This is a genomic window from Bradyrhizobium sp. USDA 4454 (assembly GCF_054822705.1).
The window spans coordinates 7,811,460-7,825,450 of sequence record NZ_JBTRCN010000001.1 but is presented as its reverse complement, the minus strand read 5'-3'; the positions used below and the strand labels follow the sequence as shown (position 1 = coordinate 7,825,450).

Annotated in this window: 12 protein-coding genes and 6 pseudogenes; 11 read left to right on the top strand and 7 right to left on the bottom strand. The window is 60.7% G+C overall.

Going from position 1 to position 13,991, the window contains the following annotated elements; all coding sequences use genetic code 11:
* Entirely contained in the window at positions 1-858 is an 858-nt protein-coding gene (gene istB, locus ACVIW0_RS36430) for an IS21-like element helper ATPase IstB (protein WP_461356696.1), read from the bottom strand.
* Positions 858-1,235 carry a Mu transposase domain-containing protein gene (locus ACVIW0_RS36425; RefSeq protein ID WP_461346258.1) on the bottom strand — a complete coding sequence of 126 codons (378 nt, stop codon included), beginning with the start codon at positions 1,233-1,235 and terminating at the stop codon, positions 858-860. Before ACVIW0_RS36425 ends, istB begins: the two co-directional genes overlap by 1 nt.
* 217 nt (positions 1,236-1,452) lie before the next feature.
* On the opposite strand from ACVIW0_RS36425, the gene ACVIW0_RS36420 reads away from it, so the two are divergent.
* Positions 1,453-1,968, top strand: coding sequence for a transposase family protein (locus tag ACVIW0_RS36420; RefSeq protein WP_461357526.1), 516 nt, complete (start codon positions 1,453-1,455; stop codon positions 1,966-1,968).
* Positions 1,854-2,120 (top strand): annotated as a pseudogene (locus ACVIW0_RS36415) (ISL3 family transposase); the annotation flags it as partial. The gene ACVIW0_RS36420 and the pseudogene ACVIW0_RS36415, both read left to right, overlap by 115 nt.
* 72 nt (positions 2,121-2,192) lie before the next feature.
* Here ACVIW0_RS36415 and ACVIW0_RS36410 read toward each other — a convergent pair.
* The 3 genes from ACVIW0_RS36410 to ACVIW0_RS36400 form a co-directional block, all read right to left on the bottom strand.
* On the bottom strand, positions 2,193-2,369 hold the full coding sequence (locus tag ACVIW0_RS36410) for a hypothetical protein (protein WP_461349792.1): 177 nt from the start codon (positions 2,367-2,369) through the stop codon (positions 2,193-2,195).
* Between the two features lie 154 nt (positions 2,370-2,523).
* Entirely contained in the window at positions 2,524-3,072 is a 549-nt protein-coding gene (locus tag ACVIW0_RS36405) for a hypothetical protein (RefSeq protein WP_461346259.1), read from the bottom strand.
* Positions 3,073-3,298: 226 nt separating this feature from the next.
* Positions 3,299-3,697 (bottom strand): RidA family protein, encoded by a 399-nt coding sequence (locus ACVIW0_RS36400; RefSeq protein ID WP_461349634.1) that lies wholly within the window; start codon positions 3,695-3,697, stop codon positions 3,299-3,301.
* Between the two features lie 1,675 nt (positions 3,698-5,372).
* Between ACVIW0_RS36400 and ACVIW0_RS36395 the strand changes: the two genes are divergently transcribed.
* Both ACVIW0_RS36395 and ACVIW0_RS36390 read left to right on the top strand, forming a co-directional pair.
* On the top strand, positions 5,373-5,819 hold the full coding sequence (locus ACVIW0_RS36395; RefSeq protein WP_461346261.1) for a hypothetical protein: 447 nt from the start codon (positions 5,373-5,375) through the stop codon (positions 5,817-5,819).
* Positions 5,820-6,205: 386 nt separating this feature from the next.
* Positions 6,206-6,486, top strand: a pseudogene (locus ACVIW0_RS36390) (IS6 family transposase); the annotation flags it as partial.
* A 100-nt stretch (positions 6,487-6,586) separates the two neighbouring features.
* Here the strand turns inward: ACVIW0_RS36390 and ACVIW0_RS36385 are convergent.
* Positions 6,587-7,171 (bottom strand): DUF1842 domain-containing protein, encoded by a 585-nt coding sequence (locus ACVIW0_RS36385; RefSeq protein ID WP_461346262.1) that lies wholly within the window; start codon positions 7,169-7,171, stop codon positions 6,587-6,589.
* 302 nt (positions 7,172-7,473) lie between these two features.
* Here ACVIW0_RS36385 and ACVIW0_RS36380 point away from each other — a divergent pair.
* From ACVIW0_RS36380 to ACVIW0_RS36350, 7 genes and pseudogenes are all read left to right on the top strand, one after another.
* A pseudogene (locus ACVIW0_RS36380) lies at positions 7,474-7,722 on the top strand (3'-5' exonuclease); the annotation flags it as partial.
* A 109-nt stretch (positions 7,723-7,831) separates the two neighbouring features.
* The gene (locus ACVIW0_RS36375) at positions 7,832-8,350 is read left to right on the top strand and encodes a 3'-5' exonuclease (RefSeq protein WP_461346263.1); all 519 of its coding nucleotides are present in this window, start codon (positions 7,832-7,834) and stop codon (positions 8,348-8,350) included.
* An 867-nt stretch (positions 8,351-9,217) separates the two neighbouring features.
* Positions 9,218-9,781, top strand: coding sequence for a hypothetical protein (locus ACVIW0_RS36370; protein WP_461346264.1), 564 nt, complete (start codon positions 9,218-9,220; stop codon positions 9,779-9,781).
* A 340-nt stretch (positions 9,782-10,121) separates the two neighbouring features.
* The gene (locus ACVIW0_RS36365; protein ID WP_461346265.1) at positions 10,122-10,898 is read left to right on the top strand and encodes a cupin-like domain-containing protein; all 777 of its coding nucleotides are present in this window, start codon (positions 10,122-10,124) and stop codon (positions 10,896-10,898) included.
* Positions 10,891-11,869, top strand: a pseudogene (locus ACVIW0_RS36360) (threonine/serine dehydratase). The gene ACVIW0_RS36365 and the pseudogene ACVIW0_RS36360 overlap by 8 nt, the downstream one beginning before the upstream one ends.
* 18 nt (positions 11,870-11,887) lie before the next feature.
* Positions 11,888-12,066, top strand: a pseudogene (locus tag ACVIW0_RS36355) (ISL3 family transposase); the annotation flags it as partial.
* A 34-nt stretch (positions 12,067-12,100) separates the two neighbouring features.
* Positions 12,101-13,096: pseudogene (locus ACVIW0_RS36350) on the top strand (ATP-binding protein); the annotation flags it as partial.
* 753 nt (positions 13,097-13,849) lie between these two features.
* Here ACVIW0_RS36350 and ACVIW0_RS36345 read toward each other — a convergent pair.
* Positions 13,850-13,987: a hypothetical protein gene (locus ACVIW0_RS36345; RefSeq protein ID WP_461346267.1), complete on the bottom strand. Its 138-nt coding sequence runs from the start codon at positions 13,985-13,987 to the stop codon at positions 13,850-13,852.
* Positions 13,988-13,991 lie beyond the last annotated feature (4 nt).

The following is a 13,991-nucleotide window of genomic DNA, read 5'->3' as shown; positions in this document are numbered from 1 at the left end:
TCATGATGTCGGTTGCAGGTTTGCTCCGCCTCTGACGGGAGGAAGGGAGGCGGAGCCGACCGGAGGGCCGTCAGCGGCGGGCGGCTTGATGAGGCCGCTCTTTCGCTGGGCGCGGAGCCGGTAGCTGTCGCCGCGGATCGTCAGCACGTAGCTGTGGTGCAAGAGCCGGTCGAGGATCGCGGTGGCGACCACCGGATCGGCGAACACGGTGCCCCATTCGGAAACGCTGCGGTTCGACGTGATCAGCATGGCGCCGGTTTCGTAGCGGCGGCTGACCAGCTGGAAGAACAGATGCGCCGCGTCGGGCTCCAGCGGCAGGTAGCCGAGTTCGTCGACGATCAGCAGCTTTGGCTTCGCCAGCGCGAGCAGTTTCCCGTCCTGGCGCGGGTCGCCATGCGCCTTGGCGAGGCCAGCGACCAGCGTCGTCGCCGTGGTGAACTGCACCGTGTAACCGGCCAGGATCGCCTCTCGTCCGAGCGCGATCGACAAGTGCGTCTTACCGACGCACGGCGGGCCGAGCAGCAGGACGTTCTCGCCGTTGGCGATCCAACGTGACGCGGCCAGGTCGCGGATCTGCTTCGGATCGATCGACGGCTGCGCCTCGAAGTCGAAGCCTGCAAGCTCCTTCACGGCCGGGAAGTGTGCGAGTTTCAGCGCCATCTCGATGCGGCGATGATCCTTGCGCGCGATCTCGCGCTCGCACAGCAGGATCAGCGTCTCACGCGCCGACAGGTTCGCGCGCGCCGCCTCGTCGAGCAGGCTGTCGAGCTGGTCGCGGATGCCAGAGAGCTGCAATCGTGCCAGCATGGCGTCGAATGGATCGATCGGTACTTCGGTAGCCTTCTTTGTGCGCGCCATCAGAAGCTCCCTCCGATCGCTGCTTCGTATTCGGCAAGAGGACGCAACAACGAGGGCAGTGGAGACGACCCCGGCACTGTCGGTGTCGCGATTGCCGATCGGCAGACCGCGCCATTGCGACCGGCAACCCCGTCGAGGTGGGCGGAATCGACGATCCGCAGCCAGCGCCCCTCCGATTGCTTGTGGACCGCAACCTCGCGCATGCCATGGCGGATGCGCACCTCGCCGGCCGCAACCGTCACCGCCACGCGCTCGCCGATCAGCCGCCACGGCACCGAGTAGCTGTTCGTGTCGATCTCGACAGCACAATCGTTGCCGACGACGCGGGCCAGTTCGCGCAACGATCCGAACGACGGCTGCCCGCCGAGCGGCTTCAACCGGTGTGCCTTGCGCGGCGGCGATCAGGGTGAGACTCCAGCGACAATCAAGGGTTCTTCCGCATATTTGGTGCAGGGTGCGGGATTCACGGACGGTGCGAATAAGGTCATAAGGCTGGAATCGCAGTCGACGCCGTGATTCGCCTTGCACCAAGCATTCCGCTCGCTGATTTCGCCCGAGCTCTTAATTGTCCAGATACTTCCCCAAACTGACAGGGTGGTGCTCGTGGCTCGACCAAAAGCAGCGGTCTCGCTCTGTCCCTGTTGCAGTAACCAAACTCATCGGGTCCACAGCCATTACACGCGACGGTTAGCCGATCTGCCATGGCAGGGGCAGCTGGTCGAAATCCGTCTTCAGGCGCGACGGTTTCGGTGCGCGAATCCCAGATGCCTGCGCCGAATATTTACCGAGCGGCTACCAACGACAGTACGGCCGAGAGCGAGACGAACAATCCGTCTCGGCGAGAGCCAACTGGCGATCGGCTTTGCTGTGGGCGGAGAGCCCGGCTCGCGCCTATCGCACAAACTCGCTATGCCGGTAGCGGCGATACCTTGCTCCGGATGGTTCACTCGGCGCCCTTACCGGATTTTGCTGCTCCGACTGTCGTCGGCATCGACGATTGGGCTTGGCGTCGTGGCCAGCGATATGGAACGATCATCTGCGATCTGGAGCGCAATTGCGTGCTCGACCTGCTTCCGGATCGTAACGCCGGCAGTGTTGCTCGCTGGCTGAAGAGGTGGCCGGGGATCAAGATTGTGGCCCGTGATCGTGCGGGTCTTTATGCTGACGGCGCCCGCTGTGGTGCGCCCAATGCAGTTCAGGTCGCGGACCGTTGGCACTTACTTAACAGTTTGGGGGATGCTTTGCGTCATGCGATCGGTCGCCATCGTCACAACCTAGCCGCAGCGGTGCAAATCATGGCAGCCGGAAAGACTCCGATCACCGGCGTTTCCGCGTCAGCGCCGGGCCTTGCACAATTGCGAGCGGATAGACGAGCTGCACGACGCGAACGTTGGGATGAAATTTGTCGTCTCCGCGCGCAAGGTTGTGCGACATCCGGCATTGGCAAACTGCTCGGTGTCGACAGGCGCACTGTCCAGCGTTGGCTCGCCGCCGGCGGCGAGCCAGAGCATGCGCATCCTCTCGTCTGCCACGGAAAGGCGCCCGTGGGTGCGACCGGTGCTCGTGCTCTTGAGCCGACATTCCGCGGTCCGCTGAATTGGAAAGTCTCCAACGCGCGTATCGATGAATACTTGCGCGGAGTGAGACCGCTCACTGTGTCCGCAACTACTTGCCGATCGAATATTCGATTTCGACTTGCGACTCATTTACCCCTGCTTTGGGATCGCCGTGGCCAGTGGTTCGCGCAATTCCCCGAATACTAGCCAGCGTTCCCGTGCCGCCCGTGATGTACGAGACAGCCGTGTTGCTGAGCTTTCCCGGCCCGGCGCCATGAGCCAGCACAGTGCCGCGGGTGAAGAACTTGTCGCCGTTCTCGAAGACATAGACATTGTATATGCTGGCAGGACCATTATTGTCGACGTAGTCAGAGACGCCCCGCGTCCACGTTTCCTTGATCTTCAAACCATTGACGACAGGAGCGTTGGTCGGAAAGGTGCGATAAATTTCAAATGATCGCACCTGATGGCCCGCGACGTCGCCGACGTCGAGAAACTGCTGTTGTGTGTATTTGGCATTTTCCGCGCCCGCTTTGTAGGATACGCGCTGTGTCTGTTGGGCGAAGGCATCGCTGACCGGGGCAGCAACAGCGAGACATATCAGAGCCGATATCCTTAGATTAGCCGATATCCTTAGATTAGTAGCGCGTCGTTCCATGGTAACCTCCTGGACTAGCAACTGAACGCCTTTGTGACGTTCCGGCCTCGTGATTTGCCGCGCTATTTCGCGGCAACGCAAAACGCAAAGTCGTCCGTGCCCGCGACGCGTGCGTCAACGGTTCGTTGTGCGGCCTAAGAACCGGCAGAGCACGTCGGCACGGCGACTATCTTCAACCTTCGTGTCAAAGCTTTTCCAAGTGGAAAGAGTGCGATCGACAGCAAAGCTACTGTACCTCAAGGATCATTTCGACTTCGACCGCGGCACGGCGCGGAAGCGCCGCCACGCCCAGTGAGGAGCGACCATGTTTACCAATCGATTCGCCGAACACCTCGATCATTAGGTCGGAATATCCATTGATCACCCTGGCTTGGTCACCAAAGTCATCGGCCGAGTTCACCATGCCGACCACTTTGACAACGCGCTTCACCCGATCGAGGCTACCCAGCGCCGCTCGCACCTTTGCCAGCATGATCAAGCCTGCTTGCCGGGCAGCCTCATAGCCTTGTTCGACGGTCAGATCCCGGCCGAGCTTACCCTTCGGCTCGGTGAGACACTGCCCGCCATGAACAGGAGATTGCCCACTTGAACCGCGTTGACGTAGCTGCCGACCGGCGCGGCTCAGCCGGCAGTGTGATGTTCTTCTCTCTCAAGCGCGCCTCCGCGCTCGACGAATTCTCTGCCTGCCACCCTCAAATGCGGACGCTAAGATCACCAAACAAAAGGCGACAACCCCCGCAAATTCCTTCATCGAGCGCTCCCGCACTTACCCGTGAACGTAAATCTCTAAGGTGGCCCTACCAGCAGTGATCCCGTAGTTCGCGTCTGTCTCAAGCGTGCCCAATCCATCCGTCTGCTAGTTCGTGCGCTCCTCGCAACCAAAATCACCTGCGTCGTTGCTGAAGCGCCGTGGCCCGACCAGAGCCAGATGCGCACATGGGGCACTGGTCATCTGCGAGAGCAATTCCGGTTGTCATCGATCGGCGCGGGCGAAAGCGAGCCATCCGCCTGGACGATCATGCGGCGAGAGAGAGGCGCGCCAAGCGGTGGAACCGTCGATCGCCGGATCTGTGGCAGATAGGGGCGAGCAAACGCGGCGATTAAATTCTGGCGGAGCCGTGCCTTCTCGACGTCCGCCTCTACAGCTGCCTCTTTGGCACGAAGCGCAGTCCGGTATGCCCTTTGGCGTCGGCGGCGCCAATCGTGCACCGCGCTTGTCGGCCAATGCACTTCTCCATTTAGAGCCGTTGCACGCGGAAAATCGGGCTCTTGTGCCCAACGGACGATCGTCGCTGGCGACTTCCTGAAGTGCGCGGCTAACTGCACCGCGGTCATCTGGACCCCCATTAGGTTAGTCGGAGGCGACGCAAAGTTCGTGGTGGCAGCGTCCACAGCGGTGGTGTTGTCGGTCATTAAGTTGGCGTCCAAATGGTGAGATGCTGCTAAATTGCAATTAGCCACGCTGTCGACCAGTACTGCATGCCTTCGAGCGCTCCTGACGAAATGCAATCAAGTCGCGAGTGTTCTCCTAATCGAAGATGGAAGCGGGACCAGCGAACGCTTCGATCCAGATCAGGACGGGATCAACGCGCACCGCATCTTTATCGATCGCGACCCGCAATCCGCGGCACCGGTAGCGACGGCGAAAGGCGATCGCATCGCCATACCTCACATCTGTGACCTCCATTTTGCGACTACTCCGACAGATCCGTTAGCGGATATTTGTCACGGTCGTGCTGGCAGGTCGCCGGCCGTTCGACGTTGAAGGATAAGGCATTTCGGCCTGAGTAGACGACTGCTCAATTTGGTAGGTCCAATTTTAGGATTGAAAGCTGCCGATGCGCTTACGTCAGCCTGACTATCGATTTGACGACGCCTTATGCGGCAAGTCCTTGCGATGCCCGCGCCGACTCTGCTCGCAGCCTTCGCTCAACGTCATCACCCCGAGTTTGGATTCAGATGAAAGCGGGGGCAGCACTACAGCAGATAAGATGTCGTCACTTCGCCGCTATGCCTACAGGCTACGAGGTGTGAGTGACGACCAAGGTAATCAATGTCAAGGAAAAGCGAGTTGACCTCACGGTGTCGGCAAGCGACGGCAGAGAGGAGACCGGTCGCGAATGGTGATCGACCTTCGTTCGTCAACGAGCGCCTTGCGAAAAAGAGGAGCTTGCAACATAATGGTCGGCCTGACATTGCGGTCAGCGTTGACACAACGGGTGCCGGACCTGCTCTGAGGGAGCGGCAGCGTCTTGCGGTCGTAAAAGACAAATCGGGTGCGACCAGATGGCGAGAATAGTATGACTAGTCAGTGGCAGTATCAGGTTAGGTTCGATGTGAATGATTCTGCCGCGGCGGAATCGTTGCGCCGACAACATCGAGGTCCGATACTGGCGCGGCTGTTCGATATCCTCGCCAAGCGTGGCGCTGCGCTGAAATGCCAGTTCGACGCCTTTGCGGAGTATGTCGCCGCAGCAGAAGAGCACGGCGTCGAGAATTATCCGCTCTACCATTGGACAAAGGCGACGATCGAGAATCCGGCGAAGAAGGAAAAGTTCTTGAAGTCCTTTACGCTCTACGTGGACGGCCAGGAGGTTTATGCCAAGGAGATTGCTGACGCGCTGGAGGCGGACTTGCAACCGCTCGCCACGAGCGGACTCGTCACGAGAATATCCAAGTACGACACCAATCCTGCCAACAATCCCCAGCCGCAAAGTCACTTGCGCGCTGCACGCGCCCCGGACTAAGCGCTCTGGCATGTCCGCTCTTGCGTCGCTGTCCGGGAAGGAGTGGACATCGAACGCGTCTAGTCATAGGCGGTCATTCCGACCAAGACTAAGTGCCGCGCTTCACGTCCGCGTTGCGGTGGCGTGATCGAGGCGGCTGGCAAGTGGGACCTCTGCGGCTCCGGGGCGGCCGCGCAGGTGGGCCGCTATCGGGTGAGACTGGCGTTTGGCTCCGTCGCGTGATGCGGGGTTACCCGAACTACCACGCGATCCCCGGAAACCTGGAGCGGCTCGGCATGTTCCGCGCTGAGGTCTGCCGGGCCTGGCTGCGCTCGTTTCGTCGACGCAGCCAGCGCTCTCGCATGACCTGACGATTGAAGCGGCCGAGGGGTAGATGACCGGCAGGCCGACCGCCCGGGACCCTCTTATCGCCGCCAGTTTGGTTGTGTATCCGTTTTCCCTTTTGCGCATGATCGAGGATGACATTGAGGTGACCTATGAAACCAGTGCGCCAGTGGGGACGGAAATTCGGCAACGTGTTCTCTGACCGTATCCGCCAGCACGCTTCGGGTCTTGGCGACAAATGGACGCTGAATGAGGTCGTTATCTCGATCGTGGGCGAACAACATCGGCTCCGGGTTGGCTCCGGCGCGCTGGCGATCACAATGGCTTCGTTCTCGACGTTCTCAACGTCATGATTCAGCTGCCCGATACTTCTTCGCGGTATAAGCTCGAGCACATCTCAATCCGGAAAGTGTGACGAGCCAAGGCATCCACCTGCTCTGCGCTCAGCTCCGCCGTCGAATCGACATAGTCTCTTGACGACGGCTACTCATTAGGGAGCTTGGACCCTCCACAAAGAGCTGAACGAGCAACCCGGTCTCGATTGTCGGGCAGGAGCCTTGCCGACCCCGACCTTGATGCTTCATGATGCGACGGCTGGAGACACCAGCTTGACCGGCGCAGCCTCGACCTCCTGCCAAAACGTCGGGGCCACTGCGATAACGGTGGGTGGCGATTCCTGATTGCCAGCTCGGGTCAAGGGTCATGCGCAGATCGACGTTGGGCAGAATTACCGGTCCCAGCCCGGCATGGGGCGGCCAGTGAATCGGCGGGTAGCCGGTAAGGAGTACTAGAAGTAGTGTCGGGGCCGGCGGGAGCGCCGGCAGCTGGCTATAACTGCCCTGCAGCGAGGTGGCGACATCGAGCGGCGATTTAACGGCTTGGGTGATGTTGCCGAAACCTTGGACCCGCCTGTTCGTCGTGTCGACGACCAGATCCAGCTTGAAGATTATGCCTCCCGGGCGGCTTTCGCCAATCTGATAGCTGGCATGAAACAATCCGACCTGGTCTTTGGTTGTCGTATCCGGCATAGAACTATCCCTTCCCATTTTAGAGGATTGATCGGCTAATCAGCCGCGATCATTTGGCCGACTGCCGCACGTAGTCGTCAGCTTCTCCGCCGGGATCGCCTTCACCGGAATCAGGCGCGTGCTATTGCTGCCGGACACGACGATTTGCGGCATGGAGCGCCCGAATGATTAAGGTGACAGTCTATGCTTCCCGCCAGCTACGTGGCGTAGAGATTCTGCTGCGGCGGCATCTGCAGCGGTGGGGACGAAAGGGATCGTAAACGGGGAAACGGTATCCGCGGAAGCGGGCGAAACTGGAGCGCATGGCGGCGGTCCTGGAGTCGAGCGGGCGATATCGGATCCTCCGGCGCCTCGAGCCGCGGTCAGTCTATTGCTTGCCGGACGAGACGGCCCGGCTGCACCGAGGCATATTCCTCGATATCGAGACCACGGGTCTGGATCAGGCGCGCGACGAGATCATCGAGATCGGCATGGGACCGTTCGACTTCGCCTCGGACGGCCGCATTTTCTCCGTTCACGAAGCTTTCAGCCGCTTCCGCGATCCCGGACGCCACATACCCGCCGAGGTCACCGCCATCACGGCCATCACCGACGACATGGTCACGGGTGGTTCGATTGATCCCGCCGAAATCGAGGCGTTTTTGGGGCGAGGCCGTCGTCGTGATCGCGCACAACGCCGCCTTCGAACGGCGCTTCGCCGAGCGGTTGTGCGGTGCCTTTGCTCGCCTCGCCTGGGCCTGTTCCTGGTCGGAAATCAACTGGGCGGCGGAGGGCTTCGTCGATGGCACGCGACTCGGACAGCTTGCAGCCGCCTGCGGCTTCTTCCACGACGGACACCGTGCCGTGCACGACTGTCGCGCCGGCCTGGAGATCCTCTCTCGCATGCTACCTCGGAGCGGGCGCCGCGGCCTCGACGTTCTGCTCGAATCCGCTCGCGCGCCGCGGTGGCGCGTCCGGGCCATCGGAGCCCCGTTCGACCTCCGCGAAACCTTGAAACGGCGCGGTTACCGCTGGGATCCGGGCGAGAGCGGCGGGCTGCGCGCCTGGTTCATCGACGTCCCCGACGGGACGGTCGAGGGCGAACGCGGCTTCCTCATGCGGGAGATCTACCGCCGAGATGACGTCGAGATCGAGGCGCGCCGCATCGACGCGTTCGATCGGTACTCCGATCGTTGCTGACCGGGCGTCCACGTCCGTCGAGCGGCCCCGCGACAACGACAAGTCCGCGGCGCGCCAGCGCCATCTATGATGGTGCGAAACGTGACACGAAGCTTTTTGGCCGAACCGCGAAGCGCGAATAGCGCCGAATGGCGAAAGCACCGTTTCGAGAGCTCCCGCCTCAGCTACCTGCTAAATGGCCCCGGTTTCTTCCATCAGGCTCACAGGGCGGTCGACGACTGCCACGCCGCCGCTTGAGATTCTCGCGTTCGAGCTGCCGACGACCGGAACGTGTGCGCTCGCCGCCCTGCTGGAACGGGCTCGCAAAACGACCACGCGGCTATGGGCTGCGCAGCCGCCGTTCGAGCCCAAAGACGTCCTTAAGCGGCAAGGCTACAGCTGGAGCGACGGGAGCGATCCAAAGCTCTTCTCGTCTCCGCCAGTTGCGTGGCATGCCGCGATTTGAGGGCTATCGCAATTACCTCGCAAACTATCGATTGCTGCCGAGCCCGCACAAAGTCGAGCCCGCGCAAACAAGCCTACCAGATAAGGTAGTTGAAGCATTGCTGTTAGCACGGCAACCTCCAGCTCAGATTCAGCTTCAGGCGATTGGCGCCTTACTAACCCAGTGGTGAGCTGAACCGGGGATACGATCTCGCGCAGCGGGGACCGGAGTGCGGCTCCGAACAGATTGCACTCGCTAACAAATCTGCATCAGTAACTAACGGAGAGGATAGCCCAATGAGTCATGAAACGCTTGTGGATCTATCGCAAGACTTGCTGGTCATCACGGCGAGATTCCAGGAGCATCTCGAAGATGTGGCAGACCAGATCGACCTCGCGACGCGCTCTGGCGCACGAGAGCCGAGATCGCGGGCTAGGCGCGCATTGCGCGACGAGAACCTGACCCGTGCACGTCTCGATCGTGTAGCGCGCTCAGGGTTGCGGGCCGATCGTGCGGTGCGCTCGCTGCGCGACGAGGAGTTGCGTGCCGAGCTCGCCGATCGTGCGGCGCGCTCGCTGCGCGACGAGGAGTTGCGTGCCGAGCTCGCCGATCGTGCGGCGCGCTCGTTGCGCGATGAGGAGCTGCGGGCCGATCGTGCGGCGCGCTCGCTGCGCGACGAGGAGTTGCGTGCCGAGCTCGCCGATCGTGCGGCGCGCTCGTTGCGCGATGAGGAGCTGCGGGCCGATCGTGCGGCGCGCTCGCTGCGCGACGAGGAGTTGCGTGCCGAGCTCGCCGATCGTGCGGCGCGCTCGTTGCGCGATGAGGAGCTGCGGGCCGATCGTGCGGCGCGCTCGCTGCGCGACGAGGAGTTGCGTGCCGAGCTCGCCGATCGTGCGGCGCGCTCGTTGCGCGATGAGGAGCTGCGGGCCGATCGTGCGGCTCGCTCGCTGCGCGACGAGGAGTTGCGTGCCGAGCTCGCCGATCGTGCGGCGCGACTAGCGAGATGAGGAGCTGCGGTCCGATCGTGCGGCGCGCTCGCTGCGCGGCGGAGGAGAGTGTAACGGCCGTGCGTACAACGCGTGATCTGGGAACGGTGGCCGCCCGATTGTGAAGCGAGTCAGTCTCCTTCTGAAACCTTCACACCGCCAGAATCGACGTATCGGCTGTTGCTCGCATTCGAGGAGGGACACGATGGTTACCGTTTCTGGAGGTCACTGCACCACGGAAGAGTGGGTTGAATGAGGGCATCCTTCATAGGCATGACCTCAAGCAGTACGGCTACCGCGATGAAGTCATAGATGGAGCTCCTTCACTCGGTGCGACGGAGTTCCAAGTTTAGGAGCGACCATGAAGCCGTCCGTGGTTAGCAGAGCGTGGCTGGAGACCGCGCAACCGGTCGATAGCGTCGCTGCTCCGAGTGCAGAGGAGTTTTATCGACGATTTGTGCGGCCGGCGCTTCCCGTCGTCATCAAAGGCGCGGCATTAAGCTTGGGCGCTATAGAACGTTGGAGCTCCGGCTACTTAAAGGCAGCAGCAGGCCATAGGCGTGTGCCCATCGAATTCTCTCCGGATAAAGAGTTCGCTGTCCCAGAGCGGATTGGCAAAGATCAAACCCACTCGACCTTTGGGCGCTTCGTCGATTATCTGCTCTATGGCGACGCAGCAAGTCAAACGACCTATTATCTCGCCCAGATTGATACGTTGCGGTATCTCCCTGAACTTGTGGGTGATGTCGTTCGTCCGCCGTTCGCCCCACTCGCGAATATCATGAGGCCTCCATACTTATGGATGGGAATCGGCCGTAACGCCTCGAAGCTGCATTACGATTCCTACGACAACCTGTATGCAATGATACGCGGTCGTAAGCATATTACCTTGTTCCCGCCGACGGACCGCAGGAATCTCTACCCATATAACGACCATCCTAAGCATCGTCACTTCAGTCGTTTAAATCTTCGCCTGCCAGATATCGATCGGTTTCCGAGATTATTGAACGCGCGGCCTTTCGAATGCGTACTGTGTCGTGGCGATATTCTTTACATTCCCGAAGGGTGGTGGCACTATCTTCGATCACACGGACTTAACGTTGCGGTGAACTGGTGGTGGATAGAAGGGCATGCCTGAGGGTGCTGGCACAAGCCTTGTTGGCCACATAGTTGCGGCTGAAGCTCGCATCAGATCACTTGTGAGGGAGACTTTTGTCGACCGTTCCCCTGTTCTTTCGGGTTTGTCCGGGGGTGGGGAGGTGTGGCTCAAGTACGAGAATCTTCAGCACACGGGATCGTTCAAGGTCCGCGGCGCTCTCAACAAGATCCTGTCCCTCTCCAAAGATGATCTCGCCCGAGGAGTCATCGCCTCGTCAACGGGGAACCATGGACTTGGCGTCGCCTATAGCCTTTCCGCGCTGAAGGCTCGCGGGACCATTTTTCTGCCCGCGACTGCCTCTAAATCCAAGATCATCGCTCTTGAGCAGCACCAATCCGTCGAGCTGCAGTTTTTCGGCGCGGATGCGGTTGCCTCCGAAGCGCACGCGCGCGAAGTCGCGGTTGCGCAACATAGGACATACATCTCACCCTATAATGACTTAGACGTTATCGTGGGTCAGGGCACCATTGGCGTTGAACTTGAGCGGCAATGCCCCAAGCTAGACGCGGTGTTCGTATCGGTCGGTGGCGGCGGGCTTATCAGCGGCATCGCTAGTTATCTCAAGCCCCCGCCATCCTGACCTCCGGATCGTCGGCTGCTGGCCTGAGAACTCCCCGGCACTGTATCTTGCGTTAAAGGCTGGAAAAATAGTGGACGTGTCGGAGACCCCTACATTGTCGGACGGTACTGCGGGCGGGATCGAAAGTGAGACCATCACTTTCAATTACGCCAGAGATCTCATAGACGAGTGCGTCCTGGTTCGGGAAAACGAAATCGTGGACGCTATTCGGCTCGTGCTCGCGGGCCACAAGATGGCAATCGAAGGAGCCGCAGGAGTAGCGATAGCCGGCTATCTGAAGACGGCGGAGCGATACGCTGGCCAGAACGTCGCCGTCGTGGTTTGCGGCGGTAACATTTCCCATGAGATGCTATGCTCAATCCTCTGCTAACAAGCCGGGACAGGTCCCGTCGCCTCGTTCGCCAGTGGGGCCGCGAAAGATGAAGCGGTGGTTCGAGCAGCAACGCTTTGCCCTGGTCCAACGGACAGACTGAAGGTCAAACCACGAACCTTAAGCTCGTCGGGCGCAAATGTAATGGCCGCGCGAAAATCGATCTCCTTCAAGCCAGATTGATCGGCGCAGAATGATCGGAGATGCACCAAAGTTGCGCCAGAGCCCCGGATTGCCGATCTGATCAACTCGGCAGCCGCAAGGGGAGCCGACCTGACCAAGCATTTGTTGGCCTTCAGCCGCCGGCAACCACTGCAGCCGCGCTCGACCGACGTCAACGAGCTGGTGGTCGATGCTGCGCGTCTGTTGCGTCCAACGCTGGGCGAAGACATCAAAATCGAATCGATGCTGGCGCACGATCTGGCACCGGCCCTGATCGATCCCAGCCAGCTCTCGACGGCGATCCTCAACCTCGCCCTGAATGCGCGCGACGCCATGCCCGCCGGCGGCAAGCTGACGTTGGAAACCAGGAATGCTGTGCTCGACGAGAATTATGCGCGCCTCAATGCCGAGGTCAGACCGGGTCAATATGTCATGCTGGCCGTGAGCGACACGGGAGTCGGAATGCCCGGCAACATACTCGACAAGGTGTTTGAGCCGTTCTTCACGACCAAGGACGCGGGGAAGGGATCCGGGCTAGGCTTGAGCATGGTCTACGGCTTCGTCAAGCAGTCGGATGGCCATATCAAGATTTCTAGCGAAGAGGGTTACGGCACGTCTGTGAAGCTCTATCTGCCGCAGGCCGCGGGGCCCCCGCAGGCTCCGGCCGTTGATGCCAGTGTGGCGGGAAGCGAAGGAGGCGACGAATCCATCCTGCTGGTCGAGGACGACGTGCTGGTCCGCGAATATGTCGTGACGCAGATCAGCCGCTTCGGCTATCACACGCCGGCCGCCCGCGATGCCGCCGAGGCGCTGGCCATCATTGACCGGGGCGAAAGCATTGATCTCCTGTTCACCGACGTGATGCTCTCGGGCGGGATGAACGGCCGTCAGTTGGCGACCGAAGCGCTCAAGCGGCGCCCCGCGCTCAAGGTACTCTATACCTCCGGTTATACGGAGAACGCGCTCGTCCATCATGGCCGGCTCGACCCCGGCGTGCTGCTCTTGCCGAAGCCTTACATCAGCGCCGACCTCGCGCGGATGCTCAGGATCGCGCTGACGTCGTGAGCAGGTAGGGCAGGTTTATCTAGGGCGGATGAGCTGGAGCATATTCGGATCAAGTTGCGCGGTATCCTGCGGCGACGAGATGGCTTAGACATTCATCCGGGCGTGAACGTATGGGCCGCCCCGCTGCAAGCGTCATGATGGATCGTTTGAACAGTCTACACAGACGTATCCGGCATGTCGGCCTCTGGCCACTGCGAAGATGGAGACCGGCCAGATCGTGGACAAAGGCGGCGGCGGAGAGCGGCGAGATCGACCTCCCGCCCAGTCTTGTAGCGCGAGCATTCGATTTCCAACCAAGGATCGCCTCCGCTGATGGCCTGGTCGATCGTGGGGGACGTCGATCGCCCCCCTCGGGCCACAGCCTCTCGTTCCAGGATTCGGTTGTCGGCCTGACTGATCAGCCTCTCGCCCTCAGCACGACGCGTCCTGTGCGTCCTGCGAATCGAACCATCCTAGGCTCACGACAGGGAACCGGCCGCTTACATGCGCTACAACAATGTCGACGTGCCGAAGGAGCATTTGCTCGGCCCTCAGGGCGGCGGATTTATCGTCGCCCAACCGAGTTATCGCGGCCGGCTGGTTCGAGAACGCCTTTGATCGAGCTCGATACGCTTACGATGAAGTTGAGCGACTTCCAGCCGAGCTTGGTCACCTTGCGGATCGCTTGGGCACCAAGTTGCCATGGTGAAGAGCGTATCCGCTCCGGAGTCCTTCAGCGTAACGATCTCGGAATCTACCGTCGAGTCCGAGGTTTCATAAGTGACTTTCCTTGACGATAATGGTCGATGCTTTTTCGCCGAGCCCGTCTTTGAGGCCCTTCACATAGTCGTTGCCGGCGTCATCGTTCTGGGAAAAAAGCGCCAAGTGAGCTGCTGCCGGTTTGATGGACACCGGG